The sequence below is a fragment of the Novosphingobium sp. Leaf2 genome, from assembly GCF_001421325.1.
Classification (GTDB): domain Bacteria; phylum Pseudomonadota; class Alphaproteobacteria; order Sphingomonadales; family Sphingomonadaceae; genus Novosphingobium.
Map to the genome: position 1 here is coordinate 373,921 of NZ_LMJY01000016.1, position 20,117 is coordinate 394,037.

The window sequence follows — 20,117 nt, forward strand, 5'->3', positions numbered from 1 at the left end:
ATGGCGCCTTCATGAACAGGCGCCATATGTGACCTATGACTTCGTTAACCCCAGCCGCCCTGCCCGATCCGATCCGCGGCGTGATCTTCGACATGGACGGAACGCTGATCGACAGCGAAACCGCGCAGCACCAAGCCTTTACCAAGGCCTCGGCAGCACTCGGGGCGCCCGTGGCGGACAGCGTCCTGCATGAAATGGTCGGCGTAAACCGGGACGCCGCCCAAGCGCTTTTGAGCCGGCGGCTGGGTCCGGACTTCCCCCTGGCGCGCTTTTTCGCCGACGCCGACGTGCTGTTCGAGGCCGACGTTGAAGCTGGCCTGCCGCTGCGCCCCGGCGCCCGGCTGATCCTCGATCATTTCCGTAAGGCCGGCGTGCCGCTGGCGCTATGTACCTCCACGATCGGCGGCACGGCGCAAGCGCGGCTGGAGACGGTGGGCCTGCTCCACTATTTCGACGTGGTGGTCACCCGTAGCGACGTGACTCACCCCAAACCGCACCCCGAGCCGTATCTGCTGGCCGCAAATCGACTGGGCTTCGCCCCGTCCGCATGCGTGGCGGTGGAGGACAGCGTAGCGGGGGTGCGCTCCGCCACGTCTGCGGGCATCGCCACCATTCTGGTGCCCGACATGCTGCCACCCACGCAAGAGCAGGTATTGCTCGCGGCGCACGTGCTGCCCAGCTTGTCCCATGTGCGAGACCTGCTGCTTGCCCCCACGGCGGGTCATACGATCAGCGCTTGAAGACCACCGTGCGGTGGCCGTTCATCAGCACCCTGTCCTCCAGGTGATAATGGATGGCGGTGGCCAGCACCCGGCGCTCGATATCGCGCCCCTTGCTCACCAGGTCTTCGGGCCGGTCGGAATGGGTGATGGCTTCCACGTCCTGATGGATGATCGGCCCTTCGTCGAGGTCGGCGGTCACGTAGTGCGCCGTTGCCCCGATCATCTTCACCCCGCGCTCGAACGCCTGATGATAGGGCTTGGCGCCCTTGAATCCGGGCAGGAAGCTGTGATGGATGTTGATGCAGCGCCCTGAAAGAAAGCGCGCCAGATCGTCTGACAGGATCTGCATGTAGCGGGCCAGCACCACCAGTTCAGCGCCGCTTTCGGTGACGATCTGCTTGATCTGCGCTTCCTGCTGCGGCTTGGTATCGCGCGTAATCGGCAGATGATGATACGGGATCGCCCCGATTTCGGAGATCCGCAACGCCTCACGAGGGTGGTTGGAAACGATCGCCACCACATCCATGTTCAATTCGCCGATGCGGCAGCGATACAGCAGATCGCCCAGGCAGTGGTCGAACTTGGACACCAGCAGCACGACCTTGCGCGCCACCGCATTGTCCCGGATCGACCACTCCATCCCATGCGCATCGGCGATCGGCGCAAAATCGCGCTGCAAGGGTTCGAGGCCAACCCCGTCATCGCTGGTGAACACCACGCGCATGAAAAACCGGTTGTTGATCGCATCGTTGAATTGCTGTGCATCGATGATGTTGCAGTTCGCGCCGAGCAGGAACCCCGCCACCGTGGCGACCAGCCCCCGGCGATCGTCGCATTGCAGGCGAAGCGTATATGTCGTCATCAAGAAGCCCTCAGCAGCGGTGTCGCCATGTCGTGTGCGCGTATCGCGATCACCGCTAGCCTCGTCAACGAACGTTCTGCGGCGGCACGCGCAATCGCCGCCGACCCCAGTGCCCAAGAGGTATCGCGCGCCAATCCCGCCGCCGGCGCGATATTCGTGCAGGAAATTGCGATATTTCCTGCATGTTGGCGCGAAAATGCCATCGTGGATCGGCTATAGCAGCGTGGAAAGATACCGTCTCCGGGAAGGACACAATCGTCGATGATCGATCATACCCACGATGCCGCCGCCAGCACCTGGGTGGCTGGCGCGGATGCACACGAACACTTCCCGGTGCAGAACCTTCCGCTTGGCATCTTCAGCCCGGTGGACAGCACGCCGCGCATAGGAACGGCGATTGGCGACTGGTGCCTGGACCTTGCCGCTTTGGCCAGCCTGCTGCCCGAAACCACCCGCAGCGCCCTTGCCGTACCTTTGCTCAATGCCCTGTTCGCACTCCCGCCTCAGGAGCGACTGGCGCTGCGCCATGCCATTTTCGCGCTGTTGACGGATGCGTCCCGGCGAGGCGAGGTCGAACCCCATCTGCACCGCGCGGCTGATTGCGCGCTGCACCTGCCGTTCCAGATCGGCGACTACACCGATTTCTACGTCGGCATCCACCACGCCACCAACATCGGGCGCCTGTTCCGGCCGGACAACCCGCTGCTGCCCAACTACAAGCACGTGCCGATCGGCTATCATGGCCGGGCGTCCTCGGTCCGCCCGTCAGGCACGCCGCTGGTGCGCCCCAAGGGGCAGTTGAAAGGCCCCAACGATGCAGCCCCTCGCTTCACGCCCTCGCAGCGGCTGGACTTCGAGCTGGAACTGGGGGCGTGGATTGCCGGCGAAAACGACCTTGGCGCGTCGGTGCCCATCGGCCAGGCGTGGGACCGGATCGGCGGGCTGTGCCTGCTGAACGACTGGTCGGCCCGCGACATCCAAGCGTGGGAGTATCAACCCCTCGGGCCTTTTCTCGCCAAGAATTTCCTGTCCAGCGTCTCTCCCTGGGTGATCACGCGTGAGGCACTGGCGCCTTTCCATGTCCCTCAGCCGCCCCGGCCCGAAGGCGATCCCGCGCCGCTCGATTATCTGACGGATGAGGCGGACCAGCAATGCGGCGCGCTGGCCGTTCGCCTGGCGGTGACACTGTCCACCCGCTCCATGCGGGACGCAGGGCTCCCGCCCGTCACGCTGAGCCAGGGCAGCGCCACGGCGATGTACTGGACCCTGGCGCAGATGGTGACGCACCATACCTCCAACGGCTGCAACCTGGCGCCCGGCGATCTGCTCGGCACCGGCACCATATCGGGCACGACGCGCGGCAGCGAAGGCAGTCTGATGGAACTGAGCCGTGGGGGCACCGAGCCGGTTACGCTTCCGGGCGGGGAAAGCCGGACCTTCCTCGAGGACGGCGACGAACTGGTGCTGTCCGCCACGGCAGAGCAGCCCGGCTACCGCGCCATCGGCTTCGGCTTGTGCGCGGGCGTGGTGGAGCCTGCGCGGTGAGCCTTGTCCTGCACGGGTACTGGCGCTCCAGCGCGGCATACCGGGTCAGGATCGCGCTTAACCTCAAAGGACTGGCGTATAGCCAGATCACTTATGACCTCAGGACCGGCGCACAGCGGGAGCCTGCGTATCGCGACACATCGCCGCAGGGCCGGGTTCCCGTGCTGGACGCGGACGGCCTCCACCTGACGCAAAGCCTGGCGATCATGGAGTGGCTGGACGAAGCCTATCCCCGGCCGCCCCTGCTGCCGGATGATCCCGCAAACCGCGCGGTGGTGCGCGCCATGGCGCAGTTGGTCGCCTGCGACATTCATCCGCTCAACAATCTGGCGGTGCTGCAATGGCTGCGCGGCGAAGCGGGCGCTAATGACGACACGGTCAACGCGTGGATGCGGCACTGGATCACCCAGGGTTTTGCAGCGCTGGAAGTACTGGTCGCGCGCCACGGCGGCACCTTCGCGTTCGGCAGTGTGCCCACAATGGCGGACTGCTGCCTCGTGCCGCAGCTCTATTCGGCCCGGCGTTTCGACGTCGATCTGCAGGCGTTTCCCCGGCTGGTGGCCGCCGGCGAGGCCTGCACAGCACTACCGCCCTTCGCTGCTGCCGACCCCGCGCGGCAACCTGATGCCGATGCCTGACGCGCTGCCCTGCTTGCCTGCTCGATAAGCGATTACAGTTCAGGAACCAACCACGCCAAGCGGTCGTTAAGGAACGAATAGCGAACACTTAGTGACAAAGGATTAGCGCCATGAACGACCATCTGCACAACCCCAAGCTCGATGAACATCCCGGCTCCAACACCGAAAAGGACCCGGCGGACTGGGTATCCGGTGATGATCCAATGACCGGCGCGCAGGCGTCCTACCTGACGACCTTGTGCGAGGAAGCCGGTGAAGACCTGCCATCCGAAGGCCTCAGCAAGGCCGAAGCATCGCAACGCATCGACGCGCTGAAAGCCAAGCTGGGCCGCAACTGATCGCTGGTGTGAGGTGGATACCGAGTGAGCATTCGCCGACCAAAGTGCGCCTCGGGAGAATCAAAACTTTCGCCCGACAAAGGATGTACGCCCTGCGCGAACGGTAACCGCCCTCGCCATCCCGATCATCAAACTGCAGCAGGCCAAGCACGAGCGGTTTACCGGCGTACGCAGCGAAAGCCGATGTGCGAGGTTGCGGTGTCGATCATCTCGGGATGGCGCGCGGCGGGGCGATAGCGTTGGCAATAGTTTGCGGCGCAAAGGTGCGATCCGCCTTTCAGCACCTTGCGACCAATCTGTACGCGCGGTTGCGATGGGTCGAAGCTGTCTTTCAGCTTGGCGCCGCGCGGGTTGCTGATGGTGCAGCATGAAGCGCCAGCGTTCTTCTTGATGGGGGTGCGTCGTTCGCTCCACCAGTCCTGGGTCCATTCCCAGGTGTTGCCGATCATGTCGAACAGGCCATAGCCGTTTGACGGATACGTGCCCACCGGTGACGTGCGCTCCCAGCCGTCCAACAGCTGGTTGGCGAAAGGGAACAGGCCTTGCCAGTAGTTGGCCATCATTGCGCCGCCCGGCGCCAGCTCGTCCCCCCAGGCATAGGCCGCGCCCTCAAGGCCGCCGCGTGCAGCAAATTCGAACTCGGCCTCGGTGGGCAGATCCTTGCCGGCCCATTCGGCGTAAGCGTGTGCATCCGCATACGCCACCTGCACTACGGGATGATCCCATAAGTCCAGGCTGTCGATATCGCTATCCGGGCCTAACGGATGGCGCCAGTCCGCCCCGAATTCGAACCGCCACCAGTTCGCTGGATTGCGGGTGTCGACCGGCGTGGCGGTCTTGTGAAAAACCAGTGAGCCGGGCTGTGCCATGTCCGGCGCCATGCCCGGATACTGCGCCGGATCGGGCGCCACTTCGGCAATGGTGCGATAGCTGGTAGCATCTACGAACCGGGCAAATTCGCGGTTCGTTACCGCAGTGATGTCAATCCAGAACCCATCGATCGCGACGCGGCGGACGGGCGCTTCCTCGGGATAGAAGTCGTCGGAGCCCATCGCGAAACGGCCGCCCGCGATCCACGCCATACCGGCGGGCGGCGCTTCGCCCAGGCTGCCCCTGTCATCGCTATTCTGCAAACCGTTCACTCGTTCCATTCAAGACGGGACGATAGCCGTGCAGGGCGCGCCGGACAATCACCCGGCGTACCCTCTCGTCAAGGCTGCTTGGCCTTCGCCGGCGCAGCTTCCGGGAGCGCCACGCCCTTTTGTGCCGCGTACCGGTCCCAATCCGCCACAAGTTCTGCAAGCTTGCCGGCATGGCTTTGGGCCAGATCCTGGCTTTCGGCGGGATCGGTGGCGATTTTGAACAACTGCCACTTGCCTTCGCCCACGCCATCGCGCGGATAGACCGAACGTGACTTGGGCAGATAAACCGCTTTCCAGTCCCCCTTGCGCAAGGCACGGCGATAGAACAGCTCTGTGCCCACAGGCTCACCTGGCGCGCGCACTTCGGCCGCCTTCTCGGCCAGCACCGGAACGAGGCTATGGCCCTCGAACGGCAGGATCGCATGGCCCTTGAACGTTGCGGGCTGGGTGAGCCCGGCAAGGTCAAGCAAAGTCGGGGCGATGTCGGTGACGCTTAGATAACCGCGCGCAATGCGGTTGCCCACAACGTCCTTGCCCACGGCGAACGCGGTCACCCGGGTGCCGCCTTCTGTCGGGTAGCCTTTCACCAGCCACGAGGGCGAGCTGTTGGCCTGTGCCCATCCGGCACCGTAGCCGACATAGGATGTGGCGTTGCCGATGTTCTGAAGGCGGTTGTCGATACCCAGCTTCTTCGCGCCGCCCGGCACGTCGCGGACCTGCGAGGGAGCGTCGATCTCATTGCCTTCGGGGCCGTTGTCCGACAGGAATATGATGACGGTGTTGTCGTACTGCCCAGTGCGCTTGAGCTGCGCGATCACGCGCCCGACGTTCTGGTCCATGCGATCCACCATCGCGGCGTAGACTTCCATCTTGCGCGCCTCGATCGCTTTTTCATCCGGCGTGAGGCTGCTCCACGGCTTCACCCCGTCAAGCGGATGGGGCTGCTGGTCGAGGGCGGCAAGGCCAAGTTTCTTCTGCCTCTCAAGCCGCTCCGCGCGCAGCACTTCGTAGCCCCCGTCGTAGCGCCCCTTGTACTTGGCGATCGTTTCCGCGGGCGCCTGCATCGGCCAGTGGGGGGTGGAGAAGGTGAGATACGCGAAGAACGGGCGCTGATCGTGCGCGCCGTCTTCCAGAAAGCCGATCATCTGGTCGGCGAAGTAGTCTGCCGAATAACGACCAACAGGGAAACGCACGAGCTTGCCGTCCTGGCGATAGAGCGGATTGGCCTTTGCCTTGCGCCACGCGGCGTTCTGGTCGGCGCCGAAATGGTTCCCCAGCCCGTGCAGCAGAGCGTAGGAATGCTCGAACCCGCGTGCCGCCGGGCTGCGATCCGGTGTCAACCCCAAGTGCCATTTGCCGGACATCAGCGTGCGATAGCCGCCTTGCTGCAGCAGTTCCGCGATTGAGGCCACACGGTCGTTCAGATAACCTTCGTATCCCGGGCGATCAGCCAGAGATGGCGGGCGGGTTTCGATCATCGTGCCGATCCCGGCCTCGTGATTGTCCACCCCGCTCAGCAGCATGGAGCGCGTTGGCGAACAGGTTGGCGCCGTATGAAACCCGGTGAAGCGAACGCCGCTGTTGGCCAGCGCATCGAGGTTGGGCGTTGCGATCTCGCCGCCGAAAGACCCCAGGTCGGACCAGCCAAGATCGTCGGCGACGATGACCAGGAAGTTGGGCCGCTGGGCTTCACGCACCGGCCCGGATGCGGTGGCGGGCGGGGCCGCAGGCGCTGCTTGCGCGTAGGCAGGCGGGGTCATCAAGGTGCTCAAAAGAGCGGCGGCAATCAGGGCGGCCTTGCGTGTCACGTCGGTTCCGTTCGTGGGAGGCGGGAACGCACGGCTTAGCGGGGCCGCTGGAAACAGCCCACAAAGTTTTACTCTACCATTAATGTAGAGAAACTTCATTGCCATGTTTGATGATTTCTCTACCGAACCGATTGAGTTTTCCTTGATCGTCCGATCGTCGGTCATCCAATCGCTTCGGGGTATTGCAATGAACACGCTTTTTCGCGCCTTCACGCTGGGCCTTCTGGGATCGAGCGCCCTTTCCGTCATGCCCGTTTGCGCCGAAGAAACGCCCGCCGTTCCCGCCGCAACGAATGCGGACGCCGAAGCGGGCCCATCTGACGCCGACCGTGGCACCGGTTCCGGCGTTGACATCATCGTCACCGCCCGTCGCCGCAACGAGCGCATCCAGGACGTGCCGGTTGCCGCCAATGCCTTTGGCGGCGAGCAACTGGCGGCGACCCGCACGTACAACCTGCGCGACCTGCAGCAGCTCACCCCCAGCCTGGTGGTCACCAACACCAATCCGCGCAACACCAGCATCAACATTCGCGGGCTTGGCAACAACGTTTCGGTCTACAACGACGGGCTGGAGCCTGCGGTGGGCGTCTACGTTGACCAGGTCTATCTTGCACGCCCCGGACAGGCGGTGTTCGATCTGTCGGACGTCGAGCGCATCGAAGTGCTGCGCGGCCCACAGGGCACGCTGTTCGGCAAGAACACCTCGGCCGGCGCAGTGGTGGTCACGACCAATTCGCCGAAATTCGATCCCGAAGCGGGCGGCGACATCACGGTTGGAAACTACAACTTCCGGCAGGTTCATGCCTATGCCAGCGGCGCGCTGGTGGACGATCTGCTGGCCGCCCGCCTCTACGTTTCCAAGACCGACCGCGACGGGTACATGACCAACCGCTATGACGGCAGTGATACGCAGGACTATCATGACTTCGGCGTGCGCGGTCAGTTGCTGTTCACCCCCGCCACCAATTTCAAACTGCGGCTGATCGGCGATTACGGCCGCCAGCATTCGAAGACTGCCGCCGCCGTCCTCACCGGCGTGCTTACGCAGTACGACAACGGCACCGCATTCCCAAACAACTATTATGCCCGCGCCGCCAGAACCGGCTACACCCCGCAGGTGATCGACCCTGCGGGCCGGCAGGTCGATGTGGACGCCAATCCGCGCTACAAGATGAACCAGTGGGGCGTCACCTCGATCGCCGATCTGACTATCCCCGGCAATACGATCACCTCGGTCACCGCCTATCGGGCGTGGAACTGGTATCCGCACAACGATGGCGATTCCACCAGCCTGGATGCCGGATCGGATTTCCACCAGAGCAACGAGCAGCAGCAGTTCAGCCAGGAACTGCGCATCGCCTCGGAAGGGACGCGCAAGGTCGATTACGTAGCGGGCCTGTATACCTGTGGCAGGCGATCGATGCCGAAGCACTGAACGCCTATGGCAAGGACGCTGCCGCCTGGTTCGTCGCGCCCAACGTGGACCGGACCGCTGCGGCCGCTGCGCTCAACGGCTACACCATTGTCGGCCATTCACGCCCGGTGACCAACAGCTACGCCGCCTTTGGCCAGACGATCTGGCACGTCACCCCCACGCTCGATCTCACCACCGGGCTTCGCTATACGTACGAGACGAAGACCGGATATTTCGAACAAACCGCCACCGGTGCCAGCCTGGCCGGGTTGACGCCAGCGCAGTTGGTCGCCGCGAACTCGATCCGCGCGCGGTACGGCGTGGCGAACGCCTACACGGCCAGCACCAAGGAGGGCCGCCTGTCCGGCTCGGCGACGCTGTCGTGGAAAGTGACGCCCGACGCGCTGGTCTATGCGACCTATGGGCGCGGCCACAAGTTCGGCGGGCTGAACCTTGCTAACATCGTCACCACCGGCGCTTTCGCCGCCGATCCGGTGATCAAGCCCGAAACCATCGACAGCTACGAACTGGGCGTGAAGACGGCATGGTTTAACAACGCGCTGACCGCGAACCTGGCCGCATTCTGGACCAACGACAGCGATTATCAGACGACGGTGGTTGATACGGATCGCAACAACCAGTCGTATTTCACCAACGTCGGCAAGGTGCGCACGCGCGGCTTCGAGGCGGATCTGCGCGCCAGTCCTGCGCCCTGGCTTTCGCTCTATGCCTCGGGCGCGTTCACTGATGCCAAGTACGTCGATTATGCCAATGCGCCATGCCCGATCGAAGTCACCGGACAGACCACCTGCGACCTAAGCGGCAGGCGCCTGCCCGGTGTGTCGAAATGGGCCGTCTCCACCGGGGGCGAAGCGCGCCAGGCCGTGGGATCGCTGCTGGGCCGTGACAGCGAGGCGTATGTCGGCGCGGACTACAGCTATCGCTCGGACTTCAACACCACCGCCAGCTTATCTCGCTATTCACTGATCCCCGGCTATTCGCTGGTCAACGCGCGCCTCGGCGTCCGCGCACTGGATGGCATTGTGGACATCCAGGTCTGGGCCCGCAACCTGACCAACACGCTCTATTACCTGAGCCTTTCGGCGGGCACCACCGGCGCGGTGACGGGAACCCTGGGCGACCCGCGCACGTATGGCGTCACGCTGAGAACCAGGTTCTAGGCAACGTGGCGGAACACGGCCAGGCAGCACCCCCGGGATGTTTTTATCTGCGGGTCCGTTGAAAGGTTCGTGACAGCTTCTGGCCGTAGCTGCGCTCATGTTGCCTGCGATCTGCCCTTCCCGGCGGGGCGCAGGGTACATGAACCGCGTTTTGTGCGAGAGGCAGCATGCACAACACCTGGCAGCAGTATACTTCTGCCGACTTTTCCAACCTTGGGTCGGCTCGCGTGGATCAGGCCGCCCGGCGCCATGTGCGCTTCTCGCCCTGCCGCAGCCAGCCCCGCAGCGCCTGCGTAACGGCGCCGGGCCGCTCCAGTGGCGCGAGATGGCCGCAATCCGCGATGGTCATGAAAGTCGCGCCCGGTATCCGCGCATGGAGCGCCAGCGCATCGCTGCGCGTGCAGATGCGATCGCGATCGCCCACGGCCACCAGGGTCGGCACTGCGATTGACCCCAGCATGTCATCGATCGCGGGCCGCGCCAGCAGCGCGCGCTGCTGCCGGGCAAAGACGTCCCGGCCAATCCGGTCGGCCATGGCCTGCGCCTGCCCGCTGATCAGCGGGGTCAGCGTCGGATCGGCGAGCGGTGCGGTGGCCAGCGATCCGTGTTGCTCGGCCAGGCGAACACGGCGGTCGGATGTGCCGCGCGTACCGATCAACGCCAGACGATCGATCCGGTCGGGTGCCTGGCGCATGATCTCCAGCGCGACATGGCCGCCCAGCCCCACACCTGCCGCCGCGAAGCGCGCGGGCGCCCGTGCCAGCACGCGCGCCGCCATCGCTGCGATGCTTTCGTCCAGCGTCAGGTCAGCCAGTTCGATCGCCGTGTCAGGCGACAGGTCCATGATCTGGCGCGACCATAGCTGGCCATCGCACAGCATGGCGGGAAGCAGGGTGAGCGGCGTGGAACGATGGGACATGGCGGTAGTCCTGACGGTTGCTGGTGACGGGGCTATCAGTATGCTGCGGCGCAACAATATGCCAATATATCGCTCGGCCATTCTCGATATGCCGGGCGTATGAAGCTGGAACTGCGCCACATCCGGTATTTCCTGGCGGTCGCCGACGAACGGCACTTCACGCGCGCCGCTCAGCAATTGGGCATCGCTCAGCCGCCGCTCAGCGCGCAGATCAAGGCGCTGGAGGATGAACTGGGTGTGCGGCTATTCCATCGCGTGCCGCAAGGCGCCGTGCTGACCGAGGCGGGCATCGCCTTCCGCCGCGCGGTCGAACAGATACCCGGCATCGTGGAGCATGCCATCCATGCCGCGCAGCGCGCGGGACGTGGCGAAACCGGCGCCCTGCGGGTGGGCTACACCGGCTCTGCCAAATTCCACAGCGCCGTTCCCAATGCCATCCGCCAGTTCCGTCGCCGCTGGCCCGACATCGCACTGAAGCTGGTCGAACAGAACAGCATCGATCTGGCCCGGGCGCTGGAAGACGACATGATCGACATTGCCTTCCTGCGTCCGCCATCGGTCGACAGCAGCGATGTCGTGCTGGATACGGTTGTGGACGAGGGCATGGTGCTGGTGCTGCCGGCCAGCCATGCGCTGGCGCAGTCGTCCGCCGACGCGCTGCCGCTGGCGGCGATCCGCGACGAGCCGCTGGTGCTGACAACGCCTGAGGCGGGCCGCACCCTGTTCAACGTGGCGGTCGAGGCGTGCCGTGCCGCGGGGTTCGAGCCACTGCTAGGCCAACCCGCGCCGCAGATAGGATCGATCCTCGCGCTGGTCGCGGCCGAATTCGGCGTATCGATCGTCCCCGCCTCCATGCGCCACATGGCGCTGGACGGCATCGCCTATCGCGACATCGAGGGTGCTGAGGCCAGCGTGCGCCTGGCGCTCGCCTACCGGCGGGGCGACACGGGAATCGTTATGCGCAACTTCCTGATCGCTGCGCGGCCAGAGATGACCGCGGGGAAATAGCAGCGTGGCCGGTCAGCCCGCCCCCGATGCGATCAGGCAACGAAGGGGAAGGCCAGCGCAATCATGCCCACCAGCGTCATGACCACACACACCCCGACAGCGGGTAGCAGGGTGAAGCGCTGATGGTCGGCAAGGTCGATGCCCGCCAAGCTGACGAGCAGATACGTGGACGGCACCAGCGGGCTGAGCAGATGGACCGGCTGGCCCATCAGCGACGCGCGGGCGATCGCAATCGGCTCGACGCCATAATGGGCGCCCGCTTCGGCCAGGATCGGCAACATGCCGAAATAGAACGCGTCGTTCGAGATGAAGAAGGTGGCCGGCAGGCTAAGCAACGCGGTGATCGGCGCCATATAGGGGCCAAGCACGGGCGGGATGGCCCCGACAACTTCCTTGCTCATCGCCTCCACCATGCCGGTGCCACCCAAAATGCCGGTGAAGATGCCCGCGGCGAAAATCAGCGAGACAACAGACAGGACATTGCCCGCGTGCGCGGAGATCCGCTCTTTCTGCTGCGCGACGCTGGGATAGTTGACGATCATGGCGATGGCGAAAGCGATCATCATCAGGACCGACAGTGGCAGCAGGCCCCACACCAGCAGGGTCAGCAACGCCACGACCAGCGCGCCGTTAAACCAGATGAGGTGCGGACGGCGCGCTTCGGGATATTGCGACACGGCCATATTGGCCGCATCGGTCGTCTCCATGACGCTGACCTGGCCCAGGCGGCTGCGTTCCTTGCGGCCGAACCAGACAGCCAGGCCGATCAGGAACGCGAGGCCCGCGAGCATGCCAGGGATCAATGGCAGGAACAGCGTCGCCGGGTCCAGCTTGAGCGCGCTGGCGGCCCGCGCGGTGGGACCGCCCCAGGGTGTCAGGTTCATCACCCCGCTCGTCGCCATCAGAAGGCAGCAGAGATAAAGCCGGTTCATGCCGAACCGTTTGTAGAGCGGCAGCAGGGCGGCGATGGTGATGATGTACGTAGTCGATCCGTCGCCATCCAGGCTCACGAGCGCACACAGCACCACGCTGCCGATCAGGATCAGCATCGGATCGCCATGCACGATCCGTATCAGCCGCCCGACCAGCGGATCGAACAGGCCGGTGTCGGTCATGGTCGAAAAGAACAGGATGGCGAACAGCAGCATCACGCCGGTCGGCGCCAGGTTCTTGATCCCCTCGATCATCATGTCGCCCAGCCCCGCCGACTGCCCGGCAATCACGCCGAACACGGAAGGGATGACGATGAGCGCGACCAGCGGCGTCATCTTCTTGGTCATGATCAGGGTCATGAATGTGGCGACCATAAGGAAGCCGAGCAGGGCGAGGTTCATCGCTGCGTCCTTGAAAGAACTGGAGGAATGAGGATCAGAAGGTCACGCCGACGCGGGCGGAAACGGTCTGGCCGTCGTCGCTGCCGGTATAGGCGCCGGAGCGATTGTCGGTGTGCCACTGGATGCCGTTCAGCTGGAAGCGCGTGAAGCTGTTGAGATACCAGTTGACGCCCAGCGTCGCGGCCCAGCCATCGCCGCCCAGGATCAGGTCGGTGTAGTCGAGATTTTCATAGCGCGCGGTCAGCTCGATCGCGCCGGTCCCACCGCTGAGCACCGGATCAAGCACTTTGGGCTGGCCGAAGCTGCCGAGGCGCGGGTTGTAGGGGGGCAGCTCGCCGGTCAGGAAAAGGCCGGTGGACACGCTCCACGCCTTGCTCTTGAAATCGGGTCGCCCAGCGTCGAGCCGCGCAATGCGCTGGCCCGCCTCGCCCATCACCCACAGGCCGCCGGTATAGCCGCCCAGTTCGACGCCATAACCGGTGGTCGACCGGCCACCCAGCAGTTCGCCCGTACTCACCCGAACCGCACCGTTGAACCGTCCGCCAATCACGGTGTTGCGCGTCAACGTCGTCGCTGCAGAAGACAGCGCTTCGTCGAAGCCCCACAGGCCGACATGCAGAAGCGATGTGTCGGTCTTGATCGGGTTCCAGTGCGCGCGCGCCGACACGGTGCGGCTGTCGTTGGTCGCCTGCTCCCCATCGACCCGGTCACCGGTGACCGCGACCGAAGCGTGCCAGTTCGGCCCGAACATCCGGCCCATGATACCGATGCCATAGAATCCGCGCTGCGGAATGATCGCGGTCGATACCGTGCTGCGCTCCAGGAACGGCGTGGAGTCGGACCCCGTGCTGCCCTCGAAACTGCGATCGTTGAACAGATGGCCGACGCGCACGTCATAATCGATCTTGTTGCTGATCTTGTTGCGCCAGCCCATGAAAGCGGTGACGATATCGACCTCGTTTTCGGAGAAGTCGGTTTCGAATTGATAGAAGAAGTGCGGCCCGACGCCCCCTTCCAGGCCCAGGCGGAGCGCGCGCATGCCCGTCGTGGTGGTGTTGCGGCCTTGGTATTTCGATCCCCCGGTCGAACTGACGTCCACCAGGATGCGCCCGCGTGGCTTGTAGGTGAACACGCCATCGGCAGACCGGAACACCGGCAGGCCCGCACCCCATTCAGTCTTGAGGCCGACTTCGTTCGCGGCGATGGCGCGCGCCTGTGCCACGTCGATGTCGGCGGGGCCGGGCGGCACGATCTGCGGCGCGAACGGGCTGACTTTCAGGGGCGGTGCGGCCTCTCGCTGCGCCATTTGCGGCGCGGGAGTGGGCGCGGGTGCGGATTGGGCCGCGGCCATGGCGGCATTGTGCCCTTCCAGCTTGTCGAGCCGGGCCTTCAGCGTCGCGATCTGTGCGGCCTGTGCGCGCACCAGGTCAGCCAGATCGGCGTTGGTGAGCGCCTCGGCCGCCAGTGCGGGTGTAGCAGCGATCAGTGCCAGCGCGGCGCAACCGCCGCGCAGGAGGGAAGATGTCATCGGCTTCGGGCTCCGGAAGTAAGGATCGCATTCCAGTCGCGCAGGAAGCGCTGGCGCTTGAGGCGGTCGAGATTGACGAGAAGCTGGGGCCCGACCCGGATCGGGCGAACCTGCGCGGCGGGCAGGCGACGGCTGCGGATATCGGTGCGCACTGGCCAGAGGCTGTGCTGGGCGAGCAGCGACTGCCCCTGGCGCGAGAGCAGGAAATCCAGGAACAGCTTCGCCGCAGCGGGATGCCGCGCATTGCGCGCGATGAAGGCAACGCGTGAGGTGACGATCGTATAGTCCTGCGGAAAGATCACGCCGATCCTGGGATCGTGCCGCGCCCGCTCCAGCGCGTAGGAGCCGATGACGTTATAGGCGATCGCCTGCCGCCCTTCGGCCACGGCGCGCAACATGGGCTCCGTCGTGCTAGCGAGCACCAGCCGGGTTGCCGCCATCGCTTCAACCAGCGAGCGGGTATCGCGCGTGATTGCGAAATCCTCGGCCAAGTAGAGATAGCCGACATTCGAGCGTGCCGGATCGAAAGTCGTGACCTTGCCCGTCAGCGTCTTGCGATCGCGCCGCAGCAGCGCTTCGAGCGCGGCATGGGTGCGCGGCGCGCGCGCGTCGGGGATCGCTTTTCTGTTGTAGGCATAGCCGATCGGCTCGGCCGTGACGCCGAAACCCATATTCTTCCACACCGCCGATGCGGGCAAAGCCGGCTTTTCCGGGCTGGCATAGGCTTGCGCGAATCCGTCGTTGATCAGCTTGCCCTGCAGGTCCATCGCCGACGACCAGACAAGGTCGGCCGAAGGCTTCCGCCCCCGCGTTTCGACAACGAAGCGGCGCGCAATCTCGGTCGAGCCCAAGTCCGCGTAACGCACGGTGACGCCGGGGTAGCGGCGCTGGAAGGCACGGATGATCGGGGCAACCTCGGCCTGGTCGGCATTGGCGTAGATGCTCACCTGCCTCTCGGCGCGCGCGTCGGCGATCAGCTGGTCGTAGGAGCGGGGATAGCCGGTCGGGCGCTGCTGCGCGATCGCCGGGACGCCCGGCATCGACAGGCTTGCCACCATCGCTATCTTCAGAATAACCCTTGGCATCGCTCCATCTCCTCACTTTCCGTCTCTACGTTCGGATAAGATCCGAGGGTGGGATACGAAGGGAACCTGTCATCAACCTTTCAGCATCCGGTGCCCTATCCGCATTTTGATCATCGAAGACGACGCGGCCCTGGCGCGCAGCATATCGGCCCTGCTGCGCGCGGGCGGCCATGCTGTCGACCATGTGGCCACGGGCGAAGATGCCCTGTCGGTCGTCGGCGGCGAGCCTTACGCGCTGGTGATCCTGGACGTGGGACTGCCCGACATCGACGGGTTCACGGTGCTGGCCGAGATGCGCCGGCGCGGCTCACGCGTCCCGGTGCTGATGCTCACGGCGCGCGACGCGCTGGACGACAGGGTGCGCGGACTGGACCTGGGTGCCGACGATTATCTGCGCAAGCCGTTCGAACCGGAAGAACTGGAGGCCCGCGCGCGGGCACTGGGCCGGCGGCGTGGAGGCGATCCAACGCCCGAGATCACTGTCGGTGCGCTGACCATCAATCGCTCAACGGGCATGGCGGACGTTTCGGGTCGCCCGCTGGACCTGCGCCGCCGCGAGTTTTCGGTGCTGGAGGCGCTTGCCACCCGCGCCGGTCAGGTGGTGCCGCGCGAACTGCTGATCGGGGAGGTCTTCGGGTTCGACGAGCCGGTCGGCGGCAATGCGATCGAAGTGCATGTCACGCGGCTGCGGGGCAAGCTGGCGCCCGACGGCCCGGGCATCCGTACCGTGCGCGGTGTTGGCTATATGCTAGATGCCAGCTGAACCGGGCGGTGGGCCGCACCGGGCGATCGCGCTGCGCACCCGGCTGTTGGCGGCGATGCTTGGGCCGCTGCTGGCGGTCGCCGCGATCATCGGCATCGGCGGCGCCGCCCTGATCGCCGATGTCGTGCGCCGCACCAATGACCGCGTGCTTGGCGGTGCACTGGGCGCCATTGCCGAAACCGTCGAGGTCGAACGGGGCGAGGTCACGCTGGACCTGCCGCCCGCCGCGTTCGGCATGCTGGAAAACAGCGAGCGCGATAATGTGTATTACCGCATCGCCGCGGGCAACCAGTTGCTCACAGGCTATGCCGACCTGCCCGCGCCCGATCCGGCAACGCTGACCACCGACGAGCCACGATTCCGCTTTGCCCGTTATCGAGGCCAAGATATCCGCATTGGCGAGGTGAAGCGGATGCTGCCCCGGATCGATAGCCCGGTCATCGTGCAGATCGCCGAAACGCTCGACAACAGAAAGGCGCTGACCAGACGCCTTCTGGATGCGCTGTTGATCGCCGAACTGGCACTCGTCGGGGTCGCCACGCTGTTGCTGCGCCCCGCTCTGAGCTGGAGCCTGCGGCCGCTCGCCCGGCTTCGCGGCGCGGTCGAATCGCGGGAACTCAGCAGCCGGCCGGACTTCTCGCCGCTCGACAGTGGTCCCCTGCCGCGCGAATTGCGCCCTTTGGCAACCGCGTTTAACCAGTTGTTGGCGCAGTTGGACCATGCAACCGGCGGGGTCCGCCGCTTCACGGCCGATGCCTCGCACCAGATGCGTACGCCGCTGTCCGTGCTGAAGGTTCAGGTTGCGCTGGCCCGGCGCGGATCGCGCGAAGCGCTGGACGAGATCGGCGATGCGGTGACGCGGCTTGAGCGACTGGTCACGCAACTGCTCGCGCTCGCCCGTGCCGAGGAAGCCGGTGTTTCCGCGCCGCTGGAATCCGTGGATCTCAGGGAAGTCAGCGCGGCCATCATTGGCCGCCTCATCAACCAGGCCATCGGTGCAGGGGTTGAACTCAATCTGGATGCGGATGATGGCGAAGACTATGTCATATCCGGCCACCGCACGCTGACGTTCGAGATCATCGCCAACCTTGTCGACAACGGCATCCGCTACAACCGGCCCGGTGGCACGGTCACCATCACGCTGCTGCAGCGGGCGAGCGAGACCGTGCTCACGGTCGGCGACGACGGCCCAGGCATCCCGCCGGACAAGCGCGAGACGATCTTCGAACGCTTCGTCCGCCTCGAAGCAGCGCAAGGGCCCGATGGCACGGGCCTGGGCCTTGCCATCGTGCGGTCCGCAGCATCGCGCATGGGCGCCAGCGTCGAGATCGGCGAAGGCGCCATCGGAACCGCGATTCTTGTGCGGTTTCCGAAGCGATCATTGGAAAGCCGGCAGTAGGGCCAAACCGCGCGGAATACTGTTCAGGCGTAAGTTCATTCGCGGAATAGCTCCCGCCTAAGGTCTTGCAGAGTTTTGCGTCGCGCAGGATAACGATGTGAGCTGAGGAAGCCCGCCTCTTACACTCAGCCGCTGGGCGAGCTGAGCCAGCGCCGGGAAAACCCGTGGCCAGCGCTGTTGACCAGCGAATTCGCCAAGTTTCTGCGTTCCCGACAGCGGAACCCGTTTGATCGCGGTTGAAGCTTTAACCGTATTCAGCCTACGCGTTTTCATGTAGATAAATTTCTGATGGAAAACGCGTGAGCTGCTTCGCGAAATTGCATGGCCGCAGGAGTGGTGCGGGGCCGACTGTGGCAATCCTGTCGCATGGCTTTGGGACCGATCAGGACGCGTGGTCGGCCTTGCGGCCCTGGTTCGAGGATCGGTTCGACCTCATCTCGTTTGATCTGGCAGGATGCGGACCAGCCGGCGCTGACAGCTACGACTTCAACCGACATGGATCGATGTTCGGATACGCCGACGACCTGATCGAAATCATCGACGAACTCGGTGTGCAAAGCTGCGTCTACATTGGCCATTCCATGAGCAGCATGATCGGCGCAGCCGCAGCCTGCGCGCGCCCGGAGTTGTTTTCGCGCTTGGTGATGATCGGCGCCTCCCCGCGATACCTGAACGATGACGCGTATGTCGGCGGGTTCGAGCAGGCGGGTCTGGACCAGTTGTTCGCAAGCATGGCCGCCAACTTCCAGGCATGGGTGGCGGGCTTCGCGCCGGTGGTCGTCGGCGTTGACGACAGCCAGGCGGTAGCCGATTTCTCCCGCACCCTCTTTCAGATGCGGCCGGACGTTGCCCTCAACACCTCGCGGACGATCTTCGGGTCAGACATGCGCAAGACCGCACGGCGCGTTCCCACGCCCGTACATCTGATCCAGACCGCCGCCGACGTTGCGGTGCCCGTTGAGGTCGGAGAATGGCTCGCGGCCGCGATGCCGGACGCAACCCTGGATGTGATCGACGCCTCCGGCCATCTTCCACACATCACCGCCCCGGATGAGGTTCGTCGCATTCTTGAGCACAGGCTGGCAGGGATCGTATCGTGAACCCCTCTTCGAACGAGGCCCTGTATGAGCTGTGCGGCTTTGCGCGGGTCGCATGCGAAGCGGACCTCGTCATGGCGCTGGAGGTCGACGAGGCGGGGCGCGCGTCCCCCGTGGCCTCCTCCCCGCCGCACGCCTTTAGCAGCTTCAACCTCTCGCGAAGCGGGCTGTTCGATAGCGCATGGTCGGCCATCCCTGCCGCCGCCAGCGGCTTTCGGCTGCCCACGGCAGTGATCCATGCCTTGCCCGAAATGCCGGCCAGCCTCCTGTTCGTGCCCGCGCCGGCCGAGCATGCCCCGAAGAGCGGCCTGCTGCTGTTATGGGCTCACGCCCCCTCGCCTGCGCCGCTAATCGAGCATGTGCGTCTGTTGGCCAGCAGTGTCGCCAGCACCCTTGCCGCCCGCCGGGAGGCGGTAAGGCAAGTCGCCATGCGCGACCAGTTCAACGATCTGCTGGAAAGCGTCCCGTCAGGCATCGTCTTGTTCGACGGTGACGGACAAAGCGCGATGATCAACGAACGCGCGGCGGCGCTGCTTGCGTGCCGGCCCGGATCGCACCGGGCAAGCGAGTTGGCGGCTCCGATGCGCGCGTTGCGGGAGCGGTGCGCCAATCATGCCGAACTGGAAGCCGCCTATGCGGCGCGGGTCGGCAATGTGCACTTTGCTGCCGCCCATCACTGGGTTCTGGGCGACAAGACATACGAAGTGGACACCCATCCGGTGAGCGGCGATGGACAGCACGGGCGGATCTGGCTTTTCACCGACGTCACCGCAGAACTGCGCATTGCCGCCACGCTGCGGGGGCTGGCTCAGTCGGACCCGTTGACCGGCCTCCCGAACCGGCGACACTTCGAGGAGCAATCTGCGCAGATCCTGACCGCCGCCGCAACTGCAGAGCGCGCCGTAGCGCTGCTGATGGTCGACATCGATCACTTCAAGCAGATCAACGACACGCACGGCCACCCGGTGGGTGACGCCGTGTTGAAGGCGGTCGCAGGCCGGTGCAACGATGTCCTGCGCGAGGGGGACCTCTTCGCCCGGTTCGGCGGCGAGGAATTTATCGGGCTACTGACGATCACCACGGAAAACGAAGCCGCCGTGATTGCCGAACGGCTACGCAACGCCATTGCCAGCACACCGGTGCTGATCGGCCAGATCGCCATCACCGTTTCCGCGAGCGTCGGCGGGGCGACCACGAAAACCACCGACCCGGCGATCAGCGGAATCCTGGAAAGCCTCATCGAGAGCGCCGACGCTGCTCTCTACCGGGCCAAGCAAGCAGGAAGAAACCGCGTGATCATGGCATAAGCCGCGCCAGGCCGACCGTAGCGGCAA

18 protein-coding genes and 1 pseudogene are annotated in these 20,117 nt (G+C 64.9%); 11 read left to right on the forward strand and 8 right to left on the reverse strand.

Annotation, left to right across the window (positions count from 1 at the left end; all coding sequences use genetic code 11):
* Positions 1 to 35 precede the first annotated feature (35 nt).
* Positions 36 to 740 carry an HAD family hydrolase gene (locus tag ASE49_RS11135; protein WP_056771945.1) on the forward strand — a complete coding sequence of 235 codons (705 nt, stop codon included), beginning with the start codon at positions 36 to 38 and terminating at the stop codon, positions 738 to 740.
* Here the strand turns inward: ASE49_RS11135 and purU are convergent.
* Entirely contained in the window at positions 730 to 1,584 is an 855-nt protein-coding gene (gene purU, locus ASE49_RS11140; protein WP_056771948.1) for a formyltetrahydrofolate deformylase, read from the reverse strand. The genes ASE49_RS11135 and purU overlap by 11 nt on opposite strands.
* 261 nt (positions 1,585 to 1,845) lie before the next feature.
* Here purU and fahA point away from each other — a divergent pair, with 261 nt between their 5' ends.
* The 3 genes from fahA (at position 1,846) to ASE49_RS11160 (ending at position 4,105) form a co-directional block, all read left to right on the forward strand.
* Complete coding sequence (fahA, locus tag ASE49_RS18725) at positions 1,846 to 3,129, forward strand: fumarylacetoacetase (protein WP_056771953.1); 1,284 nt, start codon at positions 1,846 to 1,848, stop codon at positions 3,127 to 3,129.
* The gene (maiA, locus tag ASE49_RS18730) at positions 3,126 to 3,767 is read left to right on the forward strand and encodes a maleylacetoacetate isomerase (RefSeq protein ID WP_235522944.1); all 642 of its coding nucleotides are present in this window, start codon (positions 3,126 to 3,128) and stop codon (positions 3,765 to 3,767) included. The genes fahA and maiA overlap by 4 nt, the downstream gene beginning before the upstream one ends.
* Positions 3,768 to 3,877: 110 nt before the next feature.
* Positions 3,878 to 4,105 carry a DUF3072 domain-containing protein gene (locus ASE49_RS11160; RefSeq protein WP_056771957.1) on the forward strand — a complete coding sequence of 76 codons (228 nt, stop codon included), beginning with the start codon at positions 3,878 to 3,880 and terminating at the stop codon, positions 4,103 to 4,105.
* 158 nt (positions 4,106 to 4,263) lie between these two features.
* Here the strand turns inward: ASE49_RS11160 and ASE49_RS11165 are convergent, their stop codons facing one another.
* Entirely contained in the window at positions 4,264 to 5,187 is a 924-nt protein-coding gene (locus ASE49_RS11165) for a formylglycine-generating enzyme family protein (protein WP_056772397.1), read from the reverse strand.
* A gap of 128 nt (positions 5,188 to 5,315) precedes the next feature.
* Entirely contained in the window at positions 5,316 to 7,007 is a 1,692-nt protein-coding gene (locus tag ASE49_RS11170) for an arylsulfatase (protein ID WP_056771961.1), read from the reverse strand.
* Positions 7,008 to 7,242: 235 nt separating this feature from the next.
* Between ASE49_RS11170 and ASE49_RS18735 the strand changes: the two genes are divergently transcribed.
* Together ASE49_RS18735 and ASE49_RS18740 are read left to right on the forward strand one after the other, a co-directional pair.
* Entirely contained in the window at positions 7,243 to 8,490 is a 1,248-nt protein-coding gene (locus ASE49_RS18735) for a TonB-dependent receptor (RefSeq protein WP_235522946.1), read from the forward strand.
* Positions 8,491 to 8,534: 44 nt separating this feature from the next.
* Positions 8,535 to 9,650 (forward strand): TonB-dependent receptor, encoded by a 1,116-nt coding sequence (locus ASE49_RS18740; protein ID WP_235522947.1) that lies wholly within the window; start codon positions 8,535 to 8,537, stop codon positions 9,648 to 9,650.
* 232 nt (positions 9,651 to 9,882) lie between these two features.
* Here the strand turns inward: ASE49_RS18740 and ASE49_RS11180 are convergent, their stop codons facing one another.
* Complete coding sequence (locus ASE49_RS11180; protein WP_056771964.1) at positions 9,883 to 10,569, reverse strand: alpha/beta fold hydrolase; 687 nt, start codon at positions 10,567 to 10,569, stop codon at positions 9,883 to 9,885.
* Between the two features lie 99 nt (positions 10,570 to 10,668).
* Between ASE49_RS11180 and ASE49_RS11185 the strand changes: the two genes are divergently transcribed.
* Entirely contained in the window at positions 10,669 to 11,577 is a 909-nt protein-coding gene (locus ASE49_RS11185; RefSeq protein ID WP_156370271.1) for a LysR family transcriptional regulator, read from the forward strand.
* 32 nt (positions 11,578 to 11,609) lie between these two features.
* Here ASE49_RS11185 and ASE49_RS11190 read toward each other — a convergent pair whose 3' ends face one another.
* From ASE49_RS11190 to ASE49_RS11200, 3 genes are read right to left on the reverse strand one after another with little or no spacing between them, the layout of a single operon-like run.
* The gene (locus ASE49_RS11190; RefSeq protein WP_056771966.1) at positions 11,610 to 12,911 is read right to left on the reverse strand and encodes a CitMHS family transporter; all 1,302 of its coding nucleotides are present in this window, start codon (positions 12,909 to 12,911) and stop codon (positions 11,610 to 11,612) included.
* A gap of 34 nt (positions 12,912 to 12,945) precedes the next feature.
* The gene (locus ASE49_RS11195) at positions 12,946 to 14,439 is read right to left on the reverse strand and encodes an OprO/OprP family phosphate-selective porin (RefSeq protein WP_056771969.1); all 1,494 of its coding nucleotides are present in this window, start codon (positions 14,437 to 14,439) and stop codon (positions 12,946 to 12,948) included.
* Positions 14,436 to 15,524: an ABC transporter substrate-binding protein gene (locus tag ASE49_RS11200; protein WP_056771972.1), complete on the reverse strand. Its 1,089-nt coding sequence runs from the start codon at positions 15,522 to 15,524 to the stop codon at positions 14,436 to 14,438. Before ASE49_RS11200 ends, ASE49_RS11195 begins: the two co-directional genes overlap by 4 nt.
* 109 nt (positions 15,525 to 15,633) lie before the next feature.
* Between ASE49_RS11200 and ASE49_RS11205 the strand changes: the two genes are divergently transcribed.
* Both ASE49_RS11205 and ASE49_RS11210 read left to right on the forward strand, forming a co-directional pair.
* On the forward strand, positions 15,634 to 16,287 hold the full coding sequence (locus ASE49_RS11205) for a response regulator transcription factor (protein WP_056772406.1): 654 nt from the start codon (positions 15,634 to 15,636) through the stop codon (positions 16,285 to 16,287).
* The gene (locus tag ASE49_RS11210) at positions 16,277 to 17,686 is read left to right on the forward strand and encodes a sensor histidine kinase (protein WP_056771975.1); all 1,410 of its coding nucleotides are present in this window, start codon (positions 16,277 to 16,279) and stop codon (positions 17,684 to 17,686) included. The genes ASE49_RS11205 and ASE49_RS11210 overlap by 11 nt, the downstream gene beginning before the upstream one ends.
* A 16-nt stretch (positions 17,687 to 17,702) precedes the next feature.
* On the opposite strand, the pseudogene ASE49_RS18935 reads toward ASE49_RS11210, so the two are convergent.
* A pseudogene (locus ASE49_RS18935) lies at positions 17,703 to 17,876 on the reverse strand (hypothetical protein); the annotation flags it as partial.
* Between the two features lie 160 nt (positions 17,877 to 18,036).
* On the opposite strand from ASE49_RS18935, the gene ASE49_RS11215 reads away from it, so the two are divergent.
* Both ASE49_RS11215 and ASE49_RS11220 read left to right on the forward strand, forming a co-directional pair.
* A complete protein-coding gene (locus ASE49_RS11215) occupies positions 18,037 to 18,786 on the forward strand; it encodes an alpha/beta fold hydrolase (RefSeq protein WP_235522948.1) in 750 nt (249 codons plus the stop codon).
* On the forward strand, positions 18,783 to 20,090 hold the full coding sequence (locus tag ASE49_RS11220; protein WP_056771981.1) for a GGDEF domain-containing protein: 1,308 nt from the start codon (positions 18,783 to 18,785) through the stop codon (positions 20,088 to 20,090). Before ASE49_RS11215 ends, ASE49_RS11220 begins: the two co-directional genes overlap by 4 nt.
* Positions 20,091 to 20,117 lie beyond the last annotated feature (27 nt).

Excerpts from the sequence above, each read along its gene's own strand:
- ASE49_RS11195 (WP_056771969.1), bottom strand. The coding sequence starts at position 14,439 with ATGACATCTTCCCTCCTGCGCGGCGGTTGCGCCGCGCTGGCACTGATC.
- ASE49_RS11165 (WP_056772397.1), bottom strand. The coding sequence starts at position 5,187 with ATGGCGTGGATCGCGGGCGGCCGTTTCGCGATGGGCTCCGACGACTTC.
- ASE49_RS11180 (WP_056771964.1), bottom strand. The coding sequence starts at position 10,569 with ATGTCCCATCGTTCCACGCCGCTCACCCTGCTTCCCGCCATGCTGTGC.
- purU (WP_056771948.1), bottom strand. The coding sequence starts at position 1,584 with ATGACGACATATACGCTTCGCCTGCAATGCGACGATCGCCGGGGGCTG.
- ASE49_RS11135 (WP_056771945.1), top strand. The coding sequence starts at position 36 with ATGACTTCGTTAACCCCAGCCGCCCTGCCCGATCCGATCCGCGGCGTG.
- ASE49_RS11160 (WP_056771957.1), top strand. The coding sequence starts at position 3,878 with ATGAACGACCATCTGCACAACCCCAAGCTCGATGAACATCCCGGCTCC.
- ASE49_RS11210 (WP_056771975.1), top strand. The coding sequence starts at position 16,277 with ATGCCAGCTGAACCGGGCGGTGGGCCGCACCGGGCGATCGCGCTGCGC.
- ASE49_RS18735 (WP_235522946.1), top strand. The coding sequence starts at position 7,243 with ATGAACACGCTTTTTCGCGCCTTCACGCTGGGCCTTCTGGGATCGAGC.
- ASE49_RS11185 (WP_156370271.1), top strand. The coding sequence starts at position 10,669 with ATGAAGCTGGAACTGCGCCACATCCGGTATTTCCTGGCGGTCGCCGAC.
- fahA (WP_056771953.1), top strand. The coding sequence starts at position 1,846 with ATGATCGATCATACCCACGATGCCGCCGCCAGCACCTGGGTGGCTGGC.
- ASE49_RS11190 (WP_056771966.1), bottom strand. The coding sequence starts at position 12,911 with ATGAACCTCGCCCTGCTCGGCTTCCTTATGGTCGCCACATTCATGACC.
- ASE49_RS11200 (WP_056771972.1), bottom strand. The coding sequence starts at position 15,524 with ATGCCAAGGGTTATTCTGAAGATAGCGATGGTGGCAAGCCTGTCGATG.
- ASE49_RS11170 (WP_056771961.1), bottom strand. The coding sequence starts at position 7,007 with ATGACCCCGCCTGCCTACGCGCAAGCAGCGCCTGCGGCCCCGCCCGCC.